General features: G+C 42.4%; 16 protein-coding genes, 1 pseudogene and 1 riboswitch. Of the genes and pseudogenes, 7 read left to right on the forward strand and 10 right to left on the reverse strand.

Annotated elements, in window-relative coordinates:
* The first annotated feature begins 25 nt into the window (after positions 1-25).
* The gene (locus HWQ39_RS31110) at positions 26-241 is read left to right on the forward strand and encodes a hypothetical protein (RefSeq protein ID WP_292853812.1); all 216 of its coding nucleotides are present in this window, start codon (positions 26-28) and stop codon (positions 239-241) included.
* Positions 234-662 (forward strand): annotated as a pseudogene (locus HWQ39_RS31115) (aspartyl protease family protein). Before HWQ39_RS31110 ends, HWQ39_RS31115 begins: the two are co-directional and overlap by 8 nt.
* 638 nt (positions 663-1,300) lie before the next feature.
* Here the strand turns inward: HWQ39_RS31115 and HWQ39_RS31120 are convergent.
* The 5 genes from HWQ39_RS31120 to HWQ39_RS31140 form a co-directional block, all read right to left on the reverse strand.
* The gene (locus HWQ39_RS31120; RefSeq protein WP_292853813.1) at positions 1,301-1,876 is read right to left on the reverse strand and encodes a Uma2 family endonuclease; all 576 of its coding nucleotides are present in this window, start codon (positions 1,874-1,876) and stop codon (positions 1,301-1,303) included.
* Positions 1,877-1,929: 53 nt separating this feature from the next.
* Complete coding sequence (locus HWQ39_RS31125) at positions 1,930-5,916, reverse strand: magnesium chelatase subunit H (RefSeq protein WP_292853814.1); 3,987 nt, start codon at positions 5,914-5,916, stop codon at positions 1,930-1,932.
* Positions 5,917-6,409: 493 nt separating this feature from the next.
* Positions 6,410-6,925, reverse strand: coding sequence for a hypothetical protein (locus HWQ39_RS31130; protein WP_292853815.1), 516 nt, complete (start codon positions 6,923-6,925; stop codon positions 6,410-6,412).
* Positions 6,926-6,967: 42 nt separating this feature from the next.
* Positions 6,968-7,513: a hypothetical protein gene (locus HWQ39_RS31135; RefSeq protein ID WP_292853816.1), complete on the reverse strand. Its 546-nt coding sequence runs from the start codon at positions 7,511-7,513 to the stop codon at positions 6,968-6,970.
* A gap of 147 nt (positions 7,514-7,660) precedes the next feature.
* Positions 7,661-8,005, reverse strand: a complete 345-nt coding sequence (locus tag HWQ39_RS31140; protein ID WP_292853817.1) for a hypothetical protein — start codon at positions 8,003-8,005, stop codon at positions 7,661-7,663.
* Between the two features lie 140 nt (positions 8,006-8,145).
* Between HWQ39_RS31140 and HWQ39_RS31145 the strand changes: the two genes are divergently transcribed.
* Positions 8,146-8,637 (forward strand): helix-turn-helix domain-containing protein, encoded by a 492-nt coding sequence (locus tag HWQ39_RS31145; RefSeq protein ID WP_292853818.1) that lies wholly within the window; start codon positions 8,146-8,148, stop codon positions 8,635-8,637.
* A gap of 66 nt (positions 8,638-8,703) precedes the next feature.
* Here the strand turns inward: HWQ39_RS31145 and HWQ39_RS31150 are convergent, their stop codons facing one another.
* The 3 genes from HWQ39_RS31150 to HWQ39_RS31160 all read right to left on the reverse strand — a co-directional run bounded on the left by HWQ39_RS31150 (position 8,704) and on the right by HWQ39_RS31160 (position 10,366).
* Positions 8,704-9,306, reverse strand: a complete 603-nt coding sequence (locus HWQ39_RS31150; RefSeq protein ID WP_292853819.1) for a hypothetical protein — start codon at positions 9,304-9,306, stop codon at positions 8,704-8,706.
* A gap of 97 nt (positions 9,307-9,403) precedes the next feature.
* Positions 9,404-10,210, reverse strand: a complete 807-nt coding sequence (locus HWQ39_RS31155; RefSeq protein WP_292853820.1) for an Rpn family recombination-promoting nuclease/putative transposase — start codon at positions 10,208-10,210, stop codon at positions 9,404-9,406.
* Between the two features lie 18 nt (positions 10,211-10,228).
* Positions 10,229-10,366, reverse strand: a complete 138-nt coding sequence (locus HWQ39_RS31160) for a hypothetical protein (protein ID WP_292853821.1) — start codon at positions 10,364-10,366, stop codon at positions 10,229-10,231.
* A gap of 173 nt (positions 10,367-10,539) precedes the next feature.
* Here HWQ39_RS31160 and HWQ39_RS31165 point away from each other — a divergent pair, with 173 nt between their 5' ends.
* A complete protein-coding gene (locus HWQ39_RS31165; protein ID WP_292853822.1) occupies positions 10,540-11,817 on the forward strand; it encodes a lipid-A-disaccharide synthase in 1,278 nt (425 codons plus the stop codon).
* Between the two features lie 36 nt (positions 11,818-11,853).
* On the opposite strand, the gene HWQ39_RS31170 is transcribed toward HWQ39_RS31165, so the two are convergent.
* Both HWQ39_RS31170 and HWQ39_RS31175 read right to left on the reverse strand, forming a co-directional pair.
* Positions 11,854-12,240 (reverse strand): hypothetical protein, encoded by a 387-nt coding sequence (locus HWQ39_RS31170; protein ID WP_292853823.1) that lies wholly within the window; start codon positions 12,238-12,240, stop codon positions 11,854-11,856.
* Between the two features lie 262 nt (positions 12,241-12,502).
* Entirely contained in the window at positions 12,503-12,916 is a 414-nt protein-coding gene (locus HWQ39_RS31175) for a DUF1636 family protein (protein WP_292853824.1), read from the reverse strand.
* 21 nt (positions 12,917-12,937) lie between these two features.
* A riboswitch (cobalamin riboswitch) is annotated at positions 12,938-13,113 on the reverse strand.
* Between the two features lie 637 nt (positions 13,114-13,750).
* Here HWQ39_RS31175 and HWQ39_RS31180 point away from each other — a divergent pair.
* The 3 genes from HWQ39_RS31180 to HWQ39_RS31190 form a co-directional block, all read left to right on the forward strand.
* Entirely contained in the window at positions 13,751-19,024 is a 5,274-nt protein-coding gene (locus HWQ39_RS31180; RefSeq protein WP_292853825.1) for a putative Ig domain-containing protein, read from the forward strand.
* A gap of 229 nt (positions 19,025-19,253) precedes the next feature.
* A complete protein-coding gene (locus tag HWQ39_RS31185) occupies positions 19,254-22,307 on the forward strand; it encodes a phytase (protein ID WP_292854019.1) in 3,054 nt (1,017 codons plus the stop codon).
* Positions 22,308-23,537: 1,230 nt separating this feature from the next.
* On the forward strand, positions 23,538-26,430 hold a 2,893-nt coding region (locus HWQ39_RS31190; RefSeq protein ID WP_292853826.1), incomplete at its 3' end, for an esterase-like activity of phytase family protein.

Consider the following 26,430-nt stretch of genomic DNA (forward strand, 5'->3'; position numbering starts at 1 on the left):
GACTTGATTTACTAGAGTGCTTTGCATGGTTTCAGCAGAATTAATCTCCACTTTGCGAGAACTTAGTCGAGCAGATAAGTTTTATATTATGCAGGTTTTAATCTCAGAGTTAGCCCAACAGGAAACCGATCTGATTAAGCCCGATCAGTCTTATCCTGTGTGGTCGCCTTATGATGCAGTTGAAGCAGCAGATACTATGTTAAAAGTGCTAGAAGCTGCTAAAACTCAAGACCATGCGTAACGCACAACGGTATTCCTTTATCCCGATTGATGTTGCATTGGGCGAAGCCAGTTTCCGCCCCTATCTACCCCTTACTTTGATCTACCAGCAAAGTTCTGCGATCGCATCCGGTCTGTTGGATACTGGAGCAAGCGTGAATGTGCTTCCTTATTCAGTAGGAGTTGAGCTTGGGTATGTGTGGGAACAGCAGACAACTGTATTGAGTTTGACAGGTAATTTAGCTCAATACGAGGCGCGTGTCGTGCTTCTTTAGGCAGTAGTTGGGCAATTTGAACCTGTACAACTTGTATTTGCATGGACACAGGCTACAAACGTACCGCTAATTTTGGGGCAAGTTAATTTCTTTATGGAGTTTGATGTTTGTTTCTACCGTTCCCATTTACAGTTTGAGATCAGCCCTAAATCGGTAGCCTCAGAGTAGCGGACGGAAGCTTTTGGTGGAGGTCATTGTAAAGAGCGATCGCCTTGCAGAAAACCTCAAAAACAAAGCGATGGCTCTTGTGGAAGCGTGAGTGCGATGTCTACGACGGGCTACGCCTACGCCTTGCAGAAAACCTCAAAAATAATGTGATCGCCTGTTATGTTAAATTTTTCTTCAAGTATGTTAAATTTTTCTTCAAGCCCATATTTGGCAAAACAAAACTCACAAGAGTAATTGCAACGTTCTGTTAAATGATAATTTATAACCAAATTTCTCATATCCATTTTTAGGAACCCCTAACTTAGCGCTTAAGTTCTTTTTAAGCTTTACACTTTAAGTATTCCCACAAATGAATCTGAATTAGCGATCTAATTAAACATTTTCCTGCAATTGCTCATAAAAAATATTACTTGCCACTTTACAAATAGTTAGTAATAGTATAATAAGAAGGGCAGGATACCTGCCCTGCAAGGACTATTTTATTCCTTCAATCCGTTCTTCAACCTCTTGGTACAACTTGTGTAGGCAATCCAAATTATCGCCGATAGTCTTTGAATAACCGCGTCCATTCACTTCCAACAAAGTTGATACAATTGCGGTTAAGGTTCAGCAACCGTGAATTTTATTTTGTTATTGAGTTACCAAATTACCTCAAGCTTTAAAACAAACCCCTGTAAAACATCTTCTCCTGACAAACTAACAGGCGATTCCAACACCTCAATCTCTTGGCCTTGCCGATAAATTTCTACTTGCCGCGATTTACGATTAATTAACCAACCCAAACGCACACCATTATCTATGTATTCCCTCATCTTTTCCTGAGCTATTTTCAAACTATCACTTGGCGAAAGTAACTCAACAACAAAATCAGGACTAAGTGGTATAAATTTTGTTTGTTGTTCTTGAGTCAGTGCATTCCAGCGTTCCAGTCTCAGCCAAGAAGCATCAGGTGAACGGTCTGCACCATTGGGAAGTTTGAAACCTGTAGAGGAATCAAAGGCGATACCCAATTTATTTTGCTCATTCCAAATCCAAAGTTGAGCAGTTAGCCCAGCATTACGATTTCCGGTTTCTCCCCCGGTTGGTGGCATGATAATTAATTCTCCGGTTGCAGTGCGTTCAAATCTCAAATCGCGGTTTGCTTGACAAAGCTGGAAAAACTGCTCATCTGTCAATTCCAGCACAGGTTTAAGGTTAACGGTTAAAGCATTCATTGGGGCATTTTAGATTGAAGATTAGGGCAGGTATCTTACCTGCCCTATAAGGACTATTCTATGCCTTCAATCCGGTCTTCAACTTCTTGGTACAACTCGCGCAGACGATCTAAATTATCCTCGCTAGTCTCCCAATAACCGCGTCCATTCACTTCCAACAAAGTTGATACAATCTTGCGGAAAGAATGGGGATTGAGGTTTAGTAACCGTTTCTGCATTTCTTCATCTTTGATGAAGGTTTCGTTAGTATCTTCATAAATCCAGTTATCCACAGCGCCGGCTGTTGCACTCCAACCTGTTGTATTCACCAACCGCTTGGAGAGTTCGCGCACACCTTCGTAACCGTGAGACAGCATCCCCTCGTACCATTTGGGATTTAACAATTTGGTACGCGCATCCAAGCGCACGGTTTCTGATAATGTCCGCACTTGGGCGTTAGCTGTGGTTGTATCTGCAATATAAGATGCTGGTTTTTTACCATCACCCCGCAGACTTGCCACTAGCTTAGTGGGATCTGAATCAAAGTAATGGGAAACATCCGTTAAGCTAATCTCGGAAGAATCTAAATTTTGGAAAGTTGCATCAGCAGTTTTTAATGTGCTTTCAAAAATCTGCCGGGATTCGTCCATGATTCCGGGGTTATCGGAATTGAAGGAGAAGGATTTCCGGTTGAGATACATTTCCTGCAACTCGGCTTCGCTATCCCAAGTGCTGTTTTCTACCGCCAAGTTGATATTTGACGAGTAGGAACCAGAAGCGTTGGAGAAAACACGCGTCGCTGCTTGACGCAGATTAATCCCCATTTCCTCAGCTTGTTGCAAAGCGTGTTTGCGAACGAAGTTCATTTCTAAGGGTTCATCTGCCTCAGCCGCCATCTTCACGCCTTGATCTAGCAGGTTCATTTGGTTGATGAACAAGTCGCGGAATACACCAGAACAGTTGATTACCACATCAATTCTGGGGCGTCCCAACTCTTCTAAAGAGATCAATTCCAACTTGTTCACCCGTCCCAAGGCATCGGGAACTGGACGCACGCCCACCATCCACATAATTTGCGCTAGGGATTCACCGTAAGTTTTGATGTTATCGGTTCCCCAGAGGACGCAGGCGATGGTTTCTGGCCATTTTCCTTCGTTTTCTGCCTTGTTACGGATCAAAAGCCTGTCTACGACAATTTTGGCTGATTGTACTGCTGCTGTTGTGGGGATGGACTGCGGATCGAGTGCATGGATATTCTTACCTGTGGGCAATACATCCGGGTTACGGATGGGATCGCCACCAGGGCCGGGTAGGATGTACTCACCTTCCAAGCCTCTGAGTAATGCCCCTAGTTCGTTGTCGGCACAAACTTGTTGCAGACAGAATTCTAAATACTCAAGTAGGGGTTTTAAGGCTGCGGTGTCAACTTTGGGATAACCTGCTTTATGCAATGCTTCTACCCAAGGTTCTTTTTTGCCCATGTTGAAGAAATTCAACCGGGAAACTAGAGAAACTCGTCCTTCCGCGTCGATTTGCTCTTGGACAAGGGCGGTAACTGCTGCACGGGTTGCCAAAGTGATATCTTGCAATAACTGGACATCTTCTAAAATGCCTCTGTCGTTATTTTGGTAGATATCGTCAATGTTACGCCCAATGCTGTTAGCGATAATTCCCGGTAAGCCTTGAAGTCCTTCTTCTTGACGATCTAGACTAGCAATGTTGACAAGAGTTGCGATCGCTTCTTCTGCACTTGGCGGTTTACCAATAACATGCAAACCACAAGGCAACAACCGCGACTCGATTTCCATCAACTTGCGATAAACGTTGCCAACAATATTATCGCGCTCATCAGCACTCATGTCTCTGGCATCGGTTTCTGGCAGGTTAATATCCTTATCCAGATTCACGATCCGGCATTTATCCATGATGCTGTTGACAATGGAAACACCGCGTCCACTATCTTTCAAGGTTTGGTAGGAAGCAATTAATTCGCTGAGTTCCTTCAAACCTTTGTACAAACCTGCATTTTCTGCCGGTGGTGTCAAGTAAGAAATTGTTTCGGCATAACTCCGACGTTTGGCAATTGTCGCCTCACTCGGATTATTGGCTGCGTAGTAATACAGGTTGGGAATTGAGCCAATCAAGTTATCTGGATAACAATCACCAGACATCCCCATCTGTTTACCTGGCATGAATTCCAAGGAACCGTGTGTACCAAAGTGCAGTACAGCATCAGCTTTCCAAACTTGCTCTAAGTAAGTATAGTAAGCAGCAAAACCGTGGTGAGGACTAGCTGAACGGGAGAATAATAGCCGCATCGGGTCGCCTTCGTAACCAAATGTAGGTTGAACACCGATGAAGACGTTACCGAATTGCTTACCATAAATTAGCAAGTTTTGCCCATCGCTGTTGAGATGTCCGGGAGGTGGGCCCCAGTTTTCCTCTAAGCGGTGAGAATATGGGGTCAGCGCCTCATACTCAGGAACCGACATTTTGTAAGCAATGTTCAGTTCTGGGCTGTTATACTGCGCCTGTGCGTCATGAATGACTTCTTGCATCAACGCTTCGGCTGATTCTGGCAATTCTGGTAAGTCGTAGCCGTTATTTTTGAGGGCTTTCATTACCTCGTAGATGGAGCCGAATACATCCAAGTAAGCGGCGGTTCCGACGTTGCCTTTATCTGGCGGGAAACTGAAAACGGTGATGGCGACTTTTTTATCCAGCTTCGGTTTGCGGCGGAGGTTAGCCCATTTTAAAGCGCGTTCGGCTACAGCTTCAACCCGATCGCGCAGTGCGATCGCTTTCCCGGTAGTTCCATCTCTACCCGATAATATAATTGGCTCAATTGCTCCATCCAATTCAGGAATTGCAATTTGCAAAGCTACTTGAATTGGATGTAACCCTAAATCGCTATCCATCCACTCTTCTGTGGTTTGGAATACTAAGGGTAACGCCACCATGTAAGGACGGTTTAAGCGTTTGAGTGCCTCAATTGCTTTGGGATGATCTTGTCTGGCTGGGCCACCCACTAAAGCAAAACCAGTTAGCGAGATAACTGCATCTACCAACTGTACGTTAGTATTTGGTTCATAGAAGTAGGCTTCCACAGGCTTGGAGAAATCCAAACCACCAGCAAACACAGGTAGTACCCGTGCGCCTAGGGCTTCCAACTCCTGCACCATTGCTACATAATGGGCATCATCCCCTGTAACTAGGTGAGTCCGTTGCAATACTAACCCGACACAAGGAGCTAGGGGATCTTTTAGATCGCTAGAAATATCCTTACGAGCAGTATACCAATTGAGGTATTCTCTGACATCTTCAAACATACCGGGAGCCAAAGGATGCCAAATCCCTAAATCGGGATAAACCACCGGCTGTTCGTATGTAGAAGGTGCAAAATCTTGTTTCTCTAAATCTTTAAATACGTATTTATCAGCTAGCATCAGCAAGAAGTTTTCCAGATTTTCTGGAGAACCACCTAGCCAATACTGAAAACTGAGCATGAAATTTCGGGCATCCTGTGCTTTTTCCATCGGGAGGAACTTCAGCACTTGCGGCAGGGTTCGCAAAAGCTTCAGCATTCCATCTTGGAATCCCGCACCGGATTTTTCTTTGCGTTTCCGCATGAATTGGGCGATCGCACTTTTTGACTGACCCAACTGTGCCAAGGAAAAGCTACCCATTTTACTCAGGCGCATTACTTCTGGCATGGAGGGAAAGACAACGGAAACGTCCAGGTGATCGCGGTGTGGTTCTACTGCTGCTACTACTTTCTGTGCTAAGTCTTCGATGAAAATGAGGGAAGCGATGAAGATATTCGCACTCTCAATTTCTCGTTTGAACTCTTCGTAGTTCTCTGGGTCGCGGAGTTCCTCAATCAAGTACCCGCTGATTTCAATCGCCAAGTTGGGATTGTTCGCGTTAATCGTGCGAACCGCTTGCGACAAAGCACTCTGGTACTGGGACTCAAGCACGACATAGACCACCTTGATTAAACTACGTCCGCGTAAGTTATCAGGCGCAATGTGTCTAATAGTGGACTTGACGTGTGTGAACATGCTTCTTCGGCTCCTTTGATGCGTGTTCTCTCTGAAAGTTCCTAACGGCATCATCAGCCACAGGTAACTTGTGATCTTTTAGGCAATATCTGTTTTTTATCAGAAAATGCTTGCCCAGTAGGCATTTTATCCCCTATATGACACAAATCGATATAAAAAACGAAATATTTCTTTGTAATTGTTGACTTTATATAAAAGTATTCGCTCACTTATTTGTAAAATTATTGTTACATTTTTTAATAACTAAATAACTTTTAAGCAATATTAAAGCAGTTACAAAACAAAACTTGCCTATGCTGACTAAAAAATATTTAGTCAGCATAGGCAGCCTTCAATTATGTAATTGCGGATTATACCAAACAAAAAACAACAGAAACTTGGTATCTGCTTACGAAAAAGTAACTTTTATTTAGCTAATATTGGCTTGCTATTTAAAGTATCCAAAATTCCATCATGGAATTTATTAACTGAAGACAAAACTCCGTTTTCTTTATCATTCAGTAATTAATGAATCTTTTACTTCATTCAAATAATTGTTGAGGTTTTCTCTTAGAATTGGTCTTTCTACTTTAACTGTATGATAATGATCCCAGATATCCCATGCTAAAACTCCTAACCCAGCAAGAGGATTCAGTAGCTCTAAACCTAAAAGTCCCGCAGCAACTTCACCTGTTCCTTCTGTTGCTACCTTTGTGGCAGTTTTAGTTGCTATCTTAGCAACTACTTTAGAAGTTCCTTTACTCACAATTCCTGTAGCAATTTTCTTAGTACCAATAACGCTAACAGCTTTCATCATTGCACTGGCAGCTACATAACCTGTACCACGCGAAAGTGCGCGAATAGAGAGATTTTGCTCTTTACCACCTGTATTATATGTTGTACTTCCTAAACTTTCTAGAAATTCCTCCCAAACAGGTCGGGGAATCTGATACTGACTTTGGATTCCTGCTAACTTTTGATTAGCTTCAGATACATATTTATCAATTGCTTCTCTTGTAAAACGTTCCATTTCAAGTTGCATTGATGATGGTTGCAAAACCTTTTTAGTAAATTAATTTTGGAAATTGCCAATTAATTTTTCAGCTTTTTCTTCTTCTGAAGTAGCACTAATGTTTACCCAAATAGCTTCTACACCAACACCCCACTGAGTAAAATAATTGTAGTACCAATCAAGAAACGGATGGTCTACACGTTGCATTACCTCATCATGCCATTGTTTCAGATTATTTGATGCAGATGCTCTGGCACTAACTAATGCCTTGCCAAGGGCATTTGCAACATCATCAGACATTTGAGATAGCTTTTGTTCAGGAATAGTAATGGTAACAATATTTGATTTACGTTTATATGCATCGCTGATGTGATTAAGCGAAAAATTACCCCATAGTTGAATAATGATTATGAAAACAACACCAATCCAAATGAATTTAGATGCAGATTTAATAAAATCACTATAGGCATGAATACGCTCTGTCTTCTGAGAAAAAGTCCCTTCATCGAAAGGCTTGGATGGAGAATTAGCCTTAAATAGGGCAGTAAACAGATTATTTAAGCTTAATGGTATAGTTTGGAAAAATGAAATTATCTTTTTATACAACTCTCCTTTTTATCCTTCTCCAATCGTTTGATTATTTTCCCCTGATTCAAATACAGGATTTTGAGTTAATTCTTGTTCTTGATTAGTGTTCATAGTCAACTTTGTTGTTTGAAGTATCGATTAATAAAATATGGAGCAGTATCTCAACTATGCAAGTCTTCTCAAATAATCCTTTATTTTCAATTTCAAATCGCTTGAAATGGGGTAAGATTTAATCTCACGTTCTATATCTGATTTAGATTTCCCTCTTGTTCTAAGTTGATCTACGGTAGAGTTAAAAACTGCTTCAAATCCATACTCAGCTAATCCTTGTGACATTAGAGCAAGCAAGCCAAGTACAGCAATTCCTCCAAGCATTCCGAATGGTTCACCAAGCACTGCTAAAGCTGCTGTTATTGCAGCTGCTCCAGCCCATCCCGTCACAGCTATAGCAACCAAAAGTACAAGACCAGGCACACCTAATGCCGCGATTTTATCAACTAGCTTATCCATAATAGATCACTAAAATTAATGTAATTTTTGTTGCTTTTATCTCAGTATCATGCCATTAAAACCTAATCATCCCCTAGCTGCCATCAGGGATAATGGTAAAATTACATTAGGAAATTTAAGATAACCTTCAAAATTTGACTATGGCATCCAGCAATGAACCCTTTATGCAAGCAGAAAACCACTGGGACTTAGAAACCCTTTACTCTGATTTTTCATCAGTAAAAAATAAGCGTTTGACACCAGTTGAAAAGCGACACTTGCGGGGTTTGCTTTGTGGCTTCAGTCCGGCTGAAATAGCTGAGAAACTTGGTAGAAATGGAAAGGGTGTAGAAACTACTGATCTCTGTGCAACCGTATACAGGTATGTAAAAAGTCTGTTGGATAAGTCTGATGAAAAGTTAGAAAATTGGCGAAATATTTCTGAATGGCTTGATGACGCAGGGTATAAAAATCAGTCGATAAAGGTTCCAAGTTTAGATTTATCGCCTGATAAAGCAGTAGTTAATGTAACTAATATAAATATTGAAAATAATCAAATAGTATTTTTGATTAGTATGAAAATTCCAACTTTTCAAGATTTAGATTCTTTGGAAGATGAATTAAATAATTTAGATAATCATAAAAGCAATTAGTATTTTTTATATTCTATCTGAATCAGACGATGCTTGATAAGCAAACAGGATATAAATGACGAAGGTTCAACCTTCCCGTACCATCCAAACCAACATTCCCAATAGTATTTCCACTGGCGGAACTGTATAATCATTCAAATCAATACTCAATGTCTGCCCTTCTAATTTCAAAAATCGCCAAGCCGTACCACTGCTGACACTACCATAAATTGTCTTAATCGGTATATTATTGATTTCATTAAACTTCTGCGCGGCGATCATTTCTGCTGCACATTGCCCTAAACCAGGTTTTAAATCACCTTTTTTGGCTTCAATAATCACGATCGCAGGAGCTTCAATAAATATTTGTTCGGGTGAGCGGCTAATTAAAAAATCACACACTCCACTTAAGCCTAATTCTGATGCGACGGTAAAATCTTCACCTGAAAAAAAGCTGACTTTGCGTTCCAGAATTTTCCGAACTTCTACAAGGATTGGACTAATAATTAACTCTGATCGAGCTTTTTCTGAGCCTGTTGCTGTTGCTAGTGGTAGTCCTTCGCTTAGTGCTTCTTTGAGGTAAAAACTAGGTTCTATGGACTGGATTTCAGGTAAAAAACGTCCATTTTCAACCGTAGTTAAGTTAAAGTCGCGTTTGATTTTTGACAGCGAAAAGTCACTATAAGACATTATAAGAACCCGGTTATTCATCCGCCAGTCATACAGAATTAATTCTCAATTCTGACTCCTGAATTCTGTTTGATAAATCACAGATTCGCTCATCATATCACTCAGCTTGAGTATCTTCTGTTTGAGCCTGTAATTTTTGAACCTGCTCAACAGTTAAACCTGTGACATCAACAATTATTTCCAGGTTGATACCTTTATTAATCATTTTGATGGCAATTTCCTGAGCTTTTTGTTCAATGCCCTGTTCAAGCCCTTGTTCTAAACCTTGTGCAAGCCCTTCTTGCAGAATATCTTGATAAATTACAGATTCGCGCATAATATCACTCCGCAAAATTCTTTTAATCACGTCTTTATTTAATACTAACCCAGCTAACACTGCTGTTGATGCAGCAACATTACTGCGGATTCGAGTGTCGTTTAGTGCTTCGATAACTTGGGCAACTTCTTCTAAAGTTCGCGTTTGATCGTTGGTTTGGCTTAAAGCTGCAAACGGTAGCAAACCCGGAGAGTTGAAAAATACTTCGGTTGGCTGTTCCCAAAGTCGAATTACTTCAAATCTGTGCAGGCTATTTTCTAGAACAAATTCCGTTTGATAAACTAGCTCAGAATCGCTTGGTTTTAGGTAAATAACTACCTGACGCATTCGCTTATGGGGAAATTTTCTATACCCCCGCAAACGATAATCACTCATCCGAAAGAGAATATCGGCTTTAGGTGTCGTTTGGAATTCGAGATGGAGGAAAATTTCATCGGACTGCAACAAAATTAGTGCGTCGGCGCGGATGGGTTCAAGAGATAATTCCGATGGACTAAGTTGGGTAAGAGTTATTGGTTCACTGAGTAGCCAAGTTGTAAAGTCGCTAGAAAATGACTCGGCGAGAAACTTGCAGACATTATCAAACATAGATCAGATTATATCAGTTTAATAACAGACCAGAGTCCGATCGCTAGAATTACACTTGAAACGCACTGCAACGATCGCAATTGCGCCATGATGGCGGCGATCGCTCCCCTGAAATTGAATGACTCCTGTTGCGCCTGTAACGGAGAATTGAGCCATTGTTTGTTGAGTAATTTACTCTACTGCATCCCAGCTGGCGACTCTACGCAAATTAAATGTGAAAAAGGTTATAAAATCTTATTAAGAAGTTACAGTACATACCCATAATACAGAAACAAATTTAGTAATATTTTTTTCTTGACTAATAGCCCCTAACTCCTGACCATTAACTAATGACTCAAGTAGATATTCTCATCCTATCAAACGGCCCAGGTGAGGTAACAACCTGGGTACGTCCGGTAGTCAAGGCGTTGCGGCAAGAACTAGGCGATGACCATTCTATCGTCAGGATTTCTGTGGTATTGTCACCTTGTCCAAATGCGACTGGGAAAGAAAGAGCGATCGCTCTTTCTTTCCCAGAAGTCGATAGAGTTCAAGGAGCAGAGCATTTTTGGCAATTTTTGCTTTGGGGCAAAACATTTGATAATTGGGACTGGTGCGATCGCGGTGTCGTCGTTTTTCTGGGCGGCGATCAAGTATTCCCGGTAGTTATAGGCAAAAAGCTCGGATATCGCACAGTAGTTTACGCCGAATGGGAAGCCCGTTGGTATAAATGGATTGACCGCTTTGGTGTGATGAAACCCCAAGTTGCTGCCCGTGTCCCTAAGAAATATGCTGACAAATTCACCGTTGTTGGTGATTTGATGCTAGAAGCAGCAGAAAGCCTAGATTCAAATTCTTCTCTGCCGATTATTCCATCACCCAAAACTGAATTGATTGGTATACTCCCTGGATCAAAAGCAGCAAAATTAGCTCAAGGAGTGCCATTATTTTTAGGTATTGCCGAATACATCTATGCTCAAAGACCCCAAACCAAGTTTGTGATTCCTGTAGCCCCAACTTTAGATTTACAAACTTTAGCTAGTTTTGCCGATCCTCAAAAGAACTCTATTGCTAAATATTTTGGCTTTGGTGGTGCTTCCTTAATTGTTCCAGAGGAGGCTAAAGGCAAAGCATTGCTAAAAACAACAACGGGCTTAACTGTAGAATTGTGGCAAGAAAACCCTGCATATCACATATTATCCCAGTGCTGTATTTGCATAACTACAGTGGGGGCAAACACTGCCGAACTCGGTGCTTTAGGAGTGCCAATGATTGTTTTGCTGCCAACACAACAACTTGACGCTATGCGTTCTTGGGATGGTTTACCAGGGTTGTTGGCAAATCTGCCAGGGGTAGGTACGCCTTTTGCTAAGGTAATTAATTGGCTATTTCTGAGATTCGTGAAACGCAAAGGTTTATTAGCATGGCCAAATATCTGGGCACAAGAAGAGATAGTGCCCGAACTTGTGGGAAAACTTCAACCGCAAGAAGTTGCACAAATGACTGTAGACTTATTAGCCCATCCAGAAAAACTGGATGAAATCCGCGCTAAACTCCGTAATATTCGCGGTGAAAGCGGTGCCGCCCAGAAGATAGCACAGATTGTTAGCGAGGAAATTGGGAAGTAGGGTGAGATGAGGGAGCAACATTCGCCCTCATCTCTCTTAATCCGAAGATTCTGCATCTCTGCGCCCAAGTTCATAAATGCCGGCACCCATACAGGCTAAGATACCTGTACTAATTCCCCAACTTTCACCTAAACTAATTTCCAGACCCCAGTTGAATAAAGTGCCGACTACCAAAAAAGGCAGAATGCTAAACAGTGAAGCGTAGAAATCGTTTTGGGATTCTCTAGCTTTACGAGTCTTTTCAAATTCTGAGTGGCTGGTATAAAGCGATCGCTCGGCAAAGTTAAACCAGCGGTTGAGTTGCTTAATTACCCATTCTCTGGCTGTGGAAAAACCTAGATATAGTGCCAATGACCACAAACTCGCTCCGGCGATCGCGATCGTGTCTAATTCAAAGCGGAAAGGCAAAATTTCAGTCAGCATTGCTTGGGGGAGTCCTGCAATCAGAATTCATAATACTCTAGGACTTACGCACTGTAAAAAAAACTATCTTGTGTATTAACGTAAATACGTTGTTTAAGGCTTTTGGCGGTCACTTTTGATTGCTGGCGATCGCCAAAATATGACTGAAAAACCTACCTAGAAGCCTTGAAAACTATACCTCTTATTTTGGCTTTTCTGTCAATGCGTAAGTCCTATACTCTACCTATAAAGGGTATTCTGACTCTTGATTTTGAGTTCTTCTTCATAAAGGTGGAATTTTTGCTAAAATCCCCTTTTTCATTCCTTCTGGACGCTCTGACCAAGGCAATAAACCATCTGCTTTGCCATAGTATTGACTAGCACATTGCAGTACCGCAGAGGCACTACCATCAACACCTAAGTCACCAAATAAATATGTTAATTTGCCTTTGGCAGCGAAGGCGACTACACAAGAACGATTACAAGCACTCATACATTCAACTTCCTGAATCGGGAATTGATCTCGTAAATCCCAATCTTGTGCAAGCTGCTGAAGTTGGTTTAGAAATTTTTGACCACCACTTTCACCGAAAGGTTTGCCATTTTGCCAAACACTGGCACAAGTTTTGCAAACAAATAAAGTATGTTCAGCAACACCCAAGGGACTGATTGGAGAAATATTTACAGTAGTAGTCATCTGTACCTCGCAGATATGTGAAACTGATAAATCTATTTCGGCGGGCATCCTGACTCACTCAATTTGAGATTTTCGATTCCTGAGTTCCTTAATCTCAAATTGGTTCACAGTTGCGGGACAGCGCCGGATTTGCACCGAACTTTCCCCGTTACCTCTGGTAGCTGACTCCCACCAGAACCGAATAACTTTATCGATCATACACTACGCTCATCTGAGAGTACGAAATATTGTGCGATCGCAACGCCCAGATTCAGATTTTTTCAACATATTGCGCCAGGATTCCTGCTCTGGGACTGGGGACTAGGGACTAGGAGAGTTTTCTTCTCTACGAAATGCTGCGTGAATGCGGTTCGTTCTTTTATCCCTCAAATTTAATAGGACAGATCACTAGTACAACACGGCGTAAATAAGCCACCCATTCCAAATCAATGAAATGCTTACGCTGTATTCATTTTTAATTTTTAATTCCGCCTTGCGGACTAGTGTATATCGGAGGGCAACTAACTACCAAATATTTGTTGTTTTAACCTTTTGCTAGCTGTTTCTTAAACTTATCAGGATAGTTTGAAATTAACGAATACGAATTAATACTAGTAAAGCATGTAGTTGTTTTATGCTACATACCCAAGTTTTTTATGTTGATATTGTTTTGCGATCGCCCCACCAATAAGTCTCATAGACGTATTTTATTCTCAGGAGCTTAAATATGTAAATGATTTTATCTGTATGAACATTACATTTTGGTGTGATGTATTTTACTACGATGAGAAATTATTCTTGATACCAAATTTCAGTTTAGATACACAGCACAACAACTTGTAGGAATTTTAATTTATGGCAGCTACTCCTTTAAATCTAGGTGATATTGCGATTATTGGTTTTAACACCTCAAATCCAGATAGCATTAGGTTTCTCGTTCTTGCGGATATTGGTTCTGGTACAACTTTTAACGTTACAGATAACGGTTGGCAATCTAGTGGTAACTTCAGAACTGGAGAAGGCATTCTTACTTATACAGCACCAACAGATATCACTGCGGGAACAGTTCTGACTTGGGTGAATGGAAGTAATACTAACTCATCAGGTTTTAATTCAACTAATCCTAGTAATTTTGCCCTAAATGCAAGCGGTGATTCACTGACCATCTATACAGGAACATTGGCAAGCCCGACTTTAATTTATGCAATCAGTTCTGGAGCTTGGAATTCAGATTCTACTAGTGCCTCTACATCATCTGAGCCAACTTCTACAAATAACGGCTTATTGCTAACGGGAACTACTACGATAGCTATAACCGCTAACAATGGCACGAATGGCTACTACAGTGGTTCTACCACTTCTGGAACAAAGACACAACTTCTATCTGCAATATCAAACTCAGCCAATTGGACAGCTAGTTCAACAGCAACAAGTTTATCCAATTGGAAATCATCATTCACGGTTTCTAGCGGTACAGTTTCCCAACCAGACTTGACTATCAGCCAAACTGATTCGCCTGATCCGGTAATTGTTGGCAATCCCCTTACCTACACTCTCACTGTCAGTAACACTGGTACTGCCAATGCTAACGGCATTTCAGTGCAATACACTTTGCCTAGTGGTGTAACCTTTAACGGTACAACTGCTGCTAACGGCTTCACCGCTAGCGTATCTGCTGGTGTCGTAACCTTTTCTGGTGGCAGCATTAATGCTGGCAGCAATGCTACCTTGACTGTTAATGTCATCCCTAATTCTACGGATACTCTTACCAGTCGCACAGCAACAGTAGACCCTAATAACACGATCGCGGAGAGCGATGAAACTAACAATACTGCTGCTGCAATTACTACTATAGTTAATAATATTGTGGTGGGACAAGCTCCAACCATTCAACTGGATACAGCCGGCACCACAGACTTATTAGATGCTAATGGGGCTTTGTCTGCTACAGGAACAGGGGCAATTAGTGGTGTAATTGGCAACCCCAACGATCCGGCAAAGACATTGGGTGTAAACTTTACGATCACGGATTCCGATACCCCTGTGGATAATTTGACTGTCACAGTCACCAGCAATAATGCCGCAGTGGTTCCTAACGGCAACCTCACCCTAACTGGCACTGGAAGCAGTCGCAATCTCAAAATTAATCCTGTCAGTATTGGTGCTGCAAACATTATAGTAAGTGTCAGTGATGGTACTAGTACTGCTAATTATGCGATCGCCTACGCCGCATCGGCGAATGATGGTACTGCTACAACTCAATTTTTAACGGGTACGAGTGATGCTTCTACAGCTATTCCCGTGGGTGGGACATTCTTCTTAGAAGCGGATGACGAAAATCAACTTTTGCGCCTCTACGATTCCAGCAAGTCGGGACTGCCGATAACTGGGTTTGACTTCACAAGTTCTCTTGGACTGACCGAAAATCGAGAAGTGGATTTGGAAGCTTCTACCAGAGTAGGGAATCGCATTTTTTGGCTAGGCTCACAAAGCAATAGCGATGATGGGAAATCTCGCCCTAACCGCGATCGCATTTTTGCTACAGATATTAGTGGTACGGGAGCATCCACCACACTCAGTTATGTTGGTCGCTACGACTTTTTAAAGGAAGATATCATCAACTGGGATGTCACCAACGGTCACGGCAAGGGAGCAAATTACTACGGCTTGGCTGCCAGCGCTGCCACTAATGTCGGGTCGAAGCAATCAAACGGCTATAACATTGAAGGCTTGGAAATTGCCCCAGACAACACCACAGCCTATATTGCCTTCCGCGCCCCCCAAGTTCCCCCCTCTGGACGCTCCAATGCACTCATTGTTCCCGTCACCAACTTTGCTAGCTTGATATCAGCTAGTAATGGTGGTACACAAGGCTCGGCACAATTTGGCGCTCCCATCGAATTAGATTTAGGTGGTCGGGGTATTCGAGAAATTCGCAAGAATGCCAATAACCAGTATGTGATTATTGCTGGCCCAGCAGGAGACGCAGGAGTAGCCCCGAACGATTTCCGCCTCTACACTTGGGATGGCAACCCCAATAGCGCTCCCCAATTGCGTGCAGCAACATTTTCTGCTAGCTTCAACCCCGAAGGAATCATTACCATCCCTGACAACTTAACAGATACTTCGCAAATTCAATTCGTCAGTGATGATGGCAATAGCGTTCTCTACAACGACAGTACAGCAGCCAAAGATTTATCACAGAACAACTTCAAAAAGTTCCGCACCGATAGCATTACACTCGGCGCTGTAGTCCTCACTCCTCGCATTCACGACATCCAAGGTGCATCTCATATCTCGCCGTTAAATGGGCAAAAAGTCGCTGATGTCGCAGGAATTGTCACAGCCATAAAATCTAATGGCTTCTATTTGCAAGACCCCAACCCAGATAGCGACGATCGCACTTCTGAAGGTATTTTTGTCTTCACCTCATCAGCCCCAACTGTGCAAGTGGGTGATTCTGTACTAGTTGGCGGTACGGTGAGCGAGTTTCGTCCTGGTGGTGCTACCAGCGCTAACCTGACGACCACAGAGATTATTAGCCCCACGATTACCAAACTTTCCAGTGGTAATGCTTTACCAACTGCCATAATTTTGGGTAATGGCGGCAGAACTATCCCAACATCGGTAATCGACAACGATACTACTGGTAATATCGAAACTGGAACGACTACCTTTGACCCTGCCCAAGATGGCATTGATTTCTACGAAAGTTTAGAAGCAATGCGAGTACAGGTAAATAATCCTGTAGCAGTTAGTCCGACTAATTCTTTTGGGGAGATTTGGTTATTGGGAGATAACGGCGCTAATGCTACCGGACGCACAGCCCGCGGTGGTATCGTGATTAGTCCCAATGATTTTAATCCAGAGCGTATCCAAATTGATGATACTCTGTTTACTTCTGGTAGCTCACCCCAAGTTAACGTCGGTGCGACATTCGGCACGATTACGGGTGTGGTCGATTATAGTTTCAGCAACTATGAAGTTCTACCAACCTCGGTGAATGTGACTTCCAACACGCTGACGAAGGAAGTTACTAATTTAACTCCCACCACCGATCAATTAACAGTTGCTACCTTCAACGTCGAAAACCTTGACCCAGGTGATGGTGCAACCAAGTTTAACAACCTTGCCAGCCGCATTGTCAATAACCTCAAATCACCAGATATCATTAGTCTCGAAGAAATTCAGGACAATAACGGGCCGACGAATGATAGCGTAGTTGATGCCAGCACCACTTACCAAACATTAATTAATGCAATTACTGCTGCTGGTGGCCCCACATATCAATATCGCCAAATCAACCCAGTAGACGATACTAATGGCGGTGAACCTGGTGGAAATATCCGAGTGGGTTTTTTATTTAATCCCAATCGTGTCAGCTTTGTAGATCGCCCTGGTGGTACTTCCACCTCCAACACCACAGTCACCAACGTTGCTGGTGTTCCTACAGTTTCTAATAGTCCTGGTTTGATTGACCCCACCAATCCTGCCTTTACTAGCAGTCGTAAACCCTTAGTTGGTGAATTTACTTTCAACGGTAAAACTGTTTATATCATTGGCAACCACTTTAATTCTAAAGGTGGCGACCAACCGCTATACGGGCCAAATCAACCGCCAACCCTCAGTAGTGAAGTGCAACGTCAGCAACAAGCTACGGTGGTGAAAAACTTTGTCCAAAGTATTTTAGCGATCGCCCCCAATGCCAATGTAATAGTAGCGGGTGACTTAAATGATTTTGAGTTCTCTAACCCCGTCAGCATTTTAGAAAGCGCTGGACTGACTTCTCTAATTGAAACCCTGCCTGCAAACGAGCGTTACACCTACAACTTTGAAGGTAACGCCCAGACACTTGACCACGTTTTAGTAAGTAATAGTTTGCTCAGTAAGCTGGATGGGTACGATGTCGTTCACATCAATTCTGAGTTTGCCGACCAGGATAGCGATCATGACCCCAGCCTAGCTCGGTTTAATTTGCCCGGAAATACTGCTCCTACAGATATTTCATTGAATGTTACCAGTGTCAATGAAAATGTTCCAGCGAATACAGTGGTAAGTACATTTACTACTACTGACCCGGATACAGGTAACACTTTCAGCTACAGCTTAGTTGCGGGGACTAGTGATGCAGATAATGGTGCATTTGCGATCGCCAACAACATTCTAAAAATCAACGCTTCCCCAGACTTTGAAAGCAAATCTTCCTACAGCGTTCGGGTACGCAGCACCGATAATGGTGGACTTTTCGTGGAAAAGGCGTTGACGATCCAAGTTAATGATCGCAATGAAGCACCCACGGTAGTGCAACCCATTGACGACCAAATTATCTCTACGAATAAAGCTTTCTCTTTCAATGTCAGCAATAAATTTACTGACGTAGATCGAGGCGATACCCTCAGCTACAGCGCTACAGGTTTACCCACTGGTTCTAGTATCGTTGCCAACACAGGTGTAGTATCCGGCAATATCTCTCAAACTGGGATATTTGCAGTCACAGTTACCGCCACTGATCGCAGTGGTGCAAATGTTAGCGATTCCTTTGACCTGACTGTTGCTAATAATAAGGCGACATCTGGCAACGACATCATCTTTGTCAGCGAACTTACTGGTTTGAACAAATACATAGTCTATGCCCTAGCTGGGAGCGATCGCGTCATCGGCACTAATACCAGTGAGTTAATCGACGGTGGATCGGGCAATGATTACCTTGATGGCAAAGGAGGTATAGATGTACTCCTTGGCGGCGATGGCAATGACACAATCTTAGGTGGACTTGGCAGTGACGCACTTTCTGGGGGTAATGGTAATGACCGCCTGATTGGTTGGGGAGGAGGTACAAATGAAATCGACCTCCTCAACGGCGATCAGGGTGCAGATACTTACGTTTTGGGTGATGCCACTTCAGTTTTCTATGCCCGTTCCCGCAACAGTGACTACGCCGATATTGTCAACTTCCAAGCAAATGATCAGATTCAGCTTAAGGGAGTTGCTAACAATTACTCACTAGGATCAGTTAGATCGGATGTAGGCATTTTCACCAACAATGGAACGGAATTGATTGCTGTTGTAGAAAACGGGTTAAATCGCAATACCAATTTGGCAACAGATACTCGTTTCGTGTTTGTTTAACGCAGATTTAAGCGATCGCTCTTTGGGGAAACTTAAAGGCGATCGGTTGATCTCACGCATGAGGTAACACAGGCGTAGAGAGTAAGAGTTTGAAATGAAGGCTTTTGCAAGAAACGCCCACTCCCAATTTTCTTGGAATCTATCTTGAAATTTAACTATGGTTACTACAAACACAATTCGCTTTTCTCAGTTCAATGAACCAGGGACAACCATTCCCAATATTGGGTTTGTGAAGCAGAGTATTTTTCCCACAGGCTTTATTCCTACTGGTGTGGCGGGAACTGTGAATGGAGTACAAACTCCAGTGGGTGGACTTTCTGGTGTCACTTATGATGCCGCAAATAATCGCTATTACGCGATCTCAGACGATCGCTCCCAAGTTGCCCCGGCCCGTTTTTACACCTTTACTGCCACCGATTCCGGGGTGAATTTTACTAATGTCACTCCCCTAAAAGATACCAACGGCAATTTTTTTGCAACCAACAGCCTCGACACAGAAGGCATTGCTTTAACCAACAATGGTACAGTCTTTATCTCTTCCGAGGGCGAAGTCAATCCTACTGCTGGTCGGGTGACTAATCCCTTTATTAAAGAGTTTTCGCTGGCTACAGGGCAAGAAGTGCGATCGCTACTTGTCCCCAGTAAATTCCTACCAGTAGTTCAAGATACCAACGGCGATGGTATTGTCAATGCAGGTGATACGCAGACATCAGGTGTTTACAATAACTTAGCCTTTGAAAGTCTCACTATTACACCCGACCAGAAAACTTTATTCACCGCCACTGAAAACGCCCTGTACCAAGATGGATTAAAGGCTTCACTCACCAGTGGCAGCCGTTCCCGGATTCTGCAATATAATCTGGTTACAGGACAGCCAGAAAAAGAATACCTCTATATTACTGATGCGATCGCCCAATCACCCAGCCCTAGCACAGGCTCGGCTGACAATGGTTTGGCAGATTTATTAGCGATCGATAATCGTGGCACTTTCCTAGCGTTGGAACGCTCCTTTGCCCAAGGTGTAGGCAACACCATCAAAATCTACGAAGTTTCTTTGCAAGGTGCAACTGACATTAGTTTCTACGATTCTCTAAATAATTTGAGTGCTGAACAACTAGCAGCTATCAAACCCGCTCAAAAGCGCTTACTGTTGAATTTAACTGACCTGAATTTGCCTACTGATGTAAACCACCCGATTACAGGAGTGGATAACATAGAAGGTATTGCCTTCGGCCCCAAACTAGCAGATGGTCGTCAGTCCATTGTGTTGGTGAGTGACAACAACTTTGGTAGTACCCAATATACCCAAATCCTCACCTTGGGTGCAGACTTAGTTCCCACCGCTGCACCCACAGTAGAAACTCGTCCCGATCTATTTGATGATGAAAATCCAGCACTACCTGTTGTAGATCAAAATGCTGATGCTGATGACCCAGCCATTTATGTTAATGCCACAAATGCTGCCGATAGCCTAGTACTAACCTCAGTCAAAAATGCTGGATTACGGGTTTATGACTTGTCTGGTAATTTGTTGCAGACAGTTAATCCTGGTGGTATTCGCTACAACAACATTGATTTGCAATACGGTTTTAAATTAGGCAATCAATCTATTGATATTGCCGTAGCTAGCGATCGCCAAAATGACAAACTAGCAATCTTCAAAATCAACCCCAACCCCACCACCCCCGGTCAATACCTGGAAAATATCACCGATAGTAATATTGGTACAATCTTCCAAACATCACCTTTTGAACCTCCCTATTCTCCATCAACTCGCAGTTCTTACGGACTTACCTTATACCGTAGCCCTATAACGAATGATTACTATGTCTTTACCAGTCGCCGCCAAACTGGAGACATAGCTCAATTCAAATTGATTGACAAAGGTAATGGCCAAATTGGGGCGGAACTGGTGCGCGAGTTCACCATCCCCTCACCCACCGCAGCAGGGCGTTCTCCCCAAACGGAAGGTATGGTGGTTGATCAAGAAACCGGCTTTCTCTATATCGCCCAAGAAGATGTAGGCATTTGGAAATTCCAGGCAGAACCGGATGGTGGCACAACAGGTAAGCTAATCGATCGCGTCCGTTTTGAGGGTGGTTCTCACCTCACCGATGATGCCGAAGGGTTGACCATCTACTACGGCAAAAATGGTACAGGCTACTTGTTAGCATCCAGCCAAGGCGATAGCACCTTTGTTGCCTACACACGTGAAGGTAATAACGAATACGTGGGTAACTTTGCCATTGGTAACAATGGGTCAATTGACAGCGTGCAAGAGTCAGATGGTGCTGATGTCATTAACGTGCCACTGGGGCCTAGCTTCCCATTTGGTTTATTTGTCACTCAAGACGGCTCCAATGAACCAGCCGAAACCATCGATGGCGAAAATGTCAACTCTAACTTCAAGCTAGTACCTTGGGAAAATATAGCCAATGCCTTCCCCAATTCTCTAAATCTCGACACCACTAGTTACGATCCTCGTAATCCTGCTAACCTGACAACTTTCCCCGGCAATTTTGGTTCTAGCAACAGCGATAATGTGACAGTTCAACCAGGAAAAACACTCTTAGCAGGTGACGGAGCCGATTTTGTCGAGGGTACTGAAAATAACACAATCCAGGCTGGAAGCGGTAATGACACTGTACTCGTAGGTAGCAACTCTTCAGTATCAGGCGGAGACGGTGACGATCAAGTTGTAATTGGTCAAAATGGCCCGGCTAAAAATACCAATGCTGATGGTGGCAATGGTAATGATGTTATTACCGTGGTGGAAGCCAGTGGTAGTAATAATTTGTTTGGGGCGGCAGGTGATGATATTCTCACAGTAATTGAAGGTTCTCATCAATCATTATTCGGTGGTTCAGGTAACGACACCCTCACCAGTAACGGCAGCAATAACCGTCTTTATGGTGGTTCTGGTGACGACAAACTCTTCTCCAATGCCAATGAATCTCTGTTTGGTGGCGATGGTGATGATGTGCTATTTGCTGGTCAACAGGGTGATAATAGCCTAGCTGGAGGTACTGGTGCTGACCAATTCTGGATTGCTAACGCCAGTCTGCCAACTAGCAAGAATATCGTGACTGACTTTGCGATCGGCATTGATAAAATCGGGCTTGGCGGTATTGGTGTTAGTCAATTTAGTGGTTTAACACTATTGCAACAGAGTAATGACACTTTGGTGAAGATAGGAAATACTAATTTGGTTTTATTAGTTGGAATTACATCAACTAATCTTACAGCCAATGATTTTGTTTTCTCTACTAGTGTATCAGCTTAATTTTCTGCCTAGCTTTTGAGAGAAAAGGCTTTCGTAGGGACGTATAGCTGTACGTCCCTACAGTTTATTTATTGGATTGGGAATTTGATGCGATCGCTAGCCAATTACAGCAGTTTTCATGTATTTAAACCACATCTGTCGTAAGGGCACAGCATTGCTCATTGGTGTCAACTTAACATGAAACCGCACGTCCGCCAGGGAATATAATTCCCTGTCTCATAGCTAAAGTCATCTGAAGATGACTAAAATATCGCCAAAAATCCCTAGTCTACTTCAGTAGACTTGCGCTATTAGTCAGGAATTATATTCCCTGGCGGGCTGGTGGGATGGCGGGTGAACAACACCCAATGAGTACGCTATTTTTGGCTTAAGTTGACACCAATGAGCATTGCTGTGCCCCTACCGCGTGGTCTATTTACCTGAAAATAGCTGTAAAACTAATATAATTCAAATCATATCTCTTCGTAATTATCGAAACGACTTATATCTATTGTTTTTATCTCAATATGATTAAATTCATAAAAATTGTAGGTTGGGTGAAGCAAAGCACAACCCAAAAAAGCTCTGATGAAAATGTTGGTTTAGGGTATCTTTCTACGTTCCTCAAAAACAACCTACACGAATTCAATATTTTGACACTAACTGAACCATATTGGTTTTTATTCTTTGTTCTTAAAATTCAACAAAAAATACTTTTTTAGTTTAGATATACTTTAATCCTTTCTTCTGCCTAACTTATTCTTTTCTTAATCTTTTAATGAAAATATTAATAATGCTCAAATTCTCTCATAACTACTATCGACAAACTTAAGCTTGGAATCTAGTTGCACACTTGTACTCGATATAGCAATCCGATTTGATTTCTGAATCACTCGTAGAGGTAAGGGACTGGGGATTGGGGACTGAGGACTGGGAAGAAGGAATAAAGCTGTACTGAGTTTTGTTCAAAAATCAAATAGGAGTCCCATAGCACAGATTAGTAGTGAATTACGACTATCATTCATTACTCCAGCTTTCAAAAACTCGGAAAAAACACGTTTTTTGTAAATGTATTCTCGGAATTAATTGCAGCATATTACTGAGATTAACTATATTTTTGTAATTCTGAAATACCCCCATAATTCCAGTTTATATAGTGAAAACGTGATTTTTTACCAAGTGATGTAATTAGAGAACTTGAATAGTTTGTGATGTAGCTAAATCCAAATATCCAAAAAAAAATTCTAAATTATGGCAATTGAGAACGGAATACTTGCGACACCTGTACCCCAAGTTGAGTTAGTCGGTTTTGCCTCATTACCTGCTGATACCTTTAGTAATGGGCCAACTTCTGGTCAGGGAATTTCCGCCAATGGTAGAACCGGGCCTTTCCCAGGACAGCCAATACAGGGTTTTAGCGGTGTTCAATTTGCTAACAGCAACTCTCTCTACTTCCTCTCAGATAATGGCTACGGCAGCAAAGATAATAGTGCAGATTTTCTACTGCGAATCAATCGTCTAGACCCAAATTTTAAGGGAATAGAAAATGGAGATGGCAGCGTTAAAGTCTTAGACTACATCCAATTGTCTGACCCTAACCACAAAGTTCCTTTTGGAATTGTTAACGAAGCAACTAATGATAGATTACTAACAGGTGCAGATTTTGATGTAGAGTCATTCGTCTTTGATAAAGATGGGACAATCTGGATTGGAGATGAGTTCGGCCCTTACCTACTGCATTTTGATGCCACTGGTAAGTTGTTGGAAGCTCCTATTGCAACACCTGACCATTTCAAAACTTTAAATGGAGAAACACCTAAAGTCATTGGTCACAGAGGTGCAAGTGGCTATCGTCCAGAACACACCTTAGAGTCTTATAAGCAAGCAATTGCGCGAGGCGCTGACTTTATTGAACCTGACTTGGTAGTAACCAAAGATGGAGTGCTAATTGCTCGCCATGAACCTGCTTTAGCAGTTTTGAATGCTGATGGCACTGTCAACTTCAACAATACAACCACAGATGTTTACAAGCATCCAGAGTTTGCCGATCGCAAAAAAACGGTAAGTTTAGATGGAAACACAATTACAGGTTGGTTTGCTGAAGACTTCACTTTAGCTGAAATCAAGACTTTACGCGCAGAAGAACGTCTACCTTTTAGAGATCATTCCTTTGACGATCAATTTGAGATTCCTACCCTCACAGAAATCATCAACCTGGTTAAGCAAGTAGAAGCCGAGACAGGTAAAAAGATTGGTATCTACCCTGAAACGAAGCATCCAACCTATTTTGCGAATGAAGCTACTTATGTAGGCACTACGGACAAAATACACAGAAACATCAGTCAGTTACTAATTGATACACTGAAGGCAAATAACTTCACTGACCCCAGTCGCATCTTTATCCAGTCCTTTGAAGTAAGTAACCTCAAAGAACTGCATAATACTATCATGCCTGCGGCTGGAGTGGATATTCCACTAGTTCAATTGCTAGATGCAAGTGACATTGATATCAACGGCAAAATCATCGAAAGTCAGCCTTATGATTTGAAGGTAAGTGGTGACACTCGCACCTATGGCGACTTGCGAACACCCCAAGGCTTGGCTGAAGTTGCCACTTATGCTGATGGCATTGGCCCTTGGAAGCGGATGATTGTTAGCGTCAAAGGTACTGATGCTAATGGTGATGGCAAAGCCGATGATGTGAATGGAGATGGAGTAGTCAATGATGCTGATAAGACAACATTACCTCCCTCTACCTTAATTCAAGATGCTCATAATGCAGGGTTGCAGGTTCATCCTTATACTTTCCGAGCAGAAGATCAATACTTAGCAGCAGATTACAAAGGCCAGCTAGCACTAGAAATTCAGCAGTTCTATCAATTAGGTGTAGACGCGCTATTTAGTGATTTCCCAGATATCGCGGATGAAGTACGGGATCAACTCAGAGACAATCCTCAGTATAATGTAGTGCGATCGCCACAAAATCCCGATGTGCTTTCAGGTGATGCCTTTGCTAACTTGGGTGGCTCCAAAGGTTTTGAGGGTGGAGCAATTAACGCCAGCAAAACCAAGCTTTATTTCCTCCTAGAAGGTACTGTTCAAGGCGATACTCCTGGTGCTTTGCGGATTAACGAATTTGACCTCGCTAGCCACAAATACAGCAATCAGTTACTTTACTACAGATTAGATAATCCGTCAAATTCCATCGGGGATTTAGCAGTCATTAATGACAATGAGTATCTAGTCATTGAACGGGATAACAATCAGGGAGCTGCGGCTAAATTTAAGAGGATTTACAAAATAGACTTGTCTAAGACAGATTCTAATGGCTATGTCGCTAAAGAAGAAGTTGCAGACTTGTTAAATATCAAAGACCCCAACGACTTGAATGGAGATGGCAAAACTACTTTTGATTTCCCATTCCAAACCATTGAAAATGTTCTGGTTGTTGACAAAAATACCATTTTGGTAGCCAATGACAACAACTATCCTTTTTCTACAGGTCGTCCGGGGAATGATCCTCAAAATCCAGTCATCGACAACAATGAAATTCTACTGCTGAAGTTGGAGAAGCCGCTTAATCTTGCTCCTGGCTTAGGTCAGCCAAAAGCTGAAGAAATTAATTTTGGCTCCACCACTGGCGATAATGTTACCGTTCAGCCAAATCAAAGCATATTAACAGGTGACGGAGCCGATTTTGTAGAAGGTACTAAAAGTAACACAATCCAGACTGGAAATGGTGAAGATACGGTGCTAGTTGGGGGTTACTCTTCAGTGGCCACAGGAGAGGGTAACGATCAGATATTTATTGGTCAAAACGGCCCGGCTCAAAATACGATTGCCGATGGTGGTAATGGTAATGATGTTATTACCGTAGTGGAAGCTAGTGGTAGTAATAATTTAATTGGAGCCTCAGGTGATGATACTCTCTCAGTAATTGAAGGTTCTCGTCAATCATTATTTGGTGGCTCAGGCAATGATACCCTCACCAGTAGCGGTAGCAATAACCGTCTTTACGGTGGTTCTGGAGATGACAAACTCTTCTCCAATGCCAATGATTCTCTATTTGGTGGCGATGGTGATGATGTGCTATTTGCTGGTCAAGGGGGTAGTAATAGCCTGACTGGTGGTACTGGTATTGACC

This window comes from Nostoc sp. NMS8 (assembly GCF_017115045.1).
Classification (GTDB): domain Bacteria; phylum Cyanobacteriota; class Cyanobacteriia; order Cyanobacteriales; family Nostocaceae; genus Nostoc.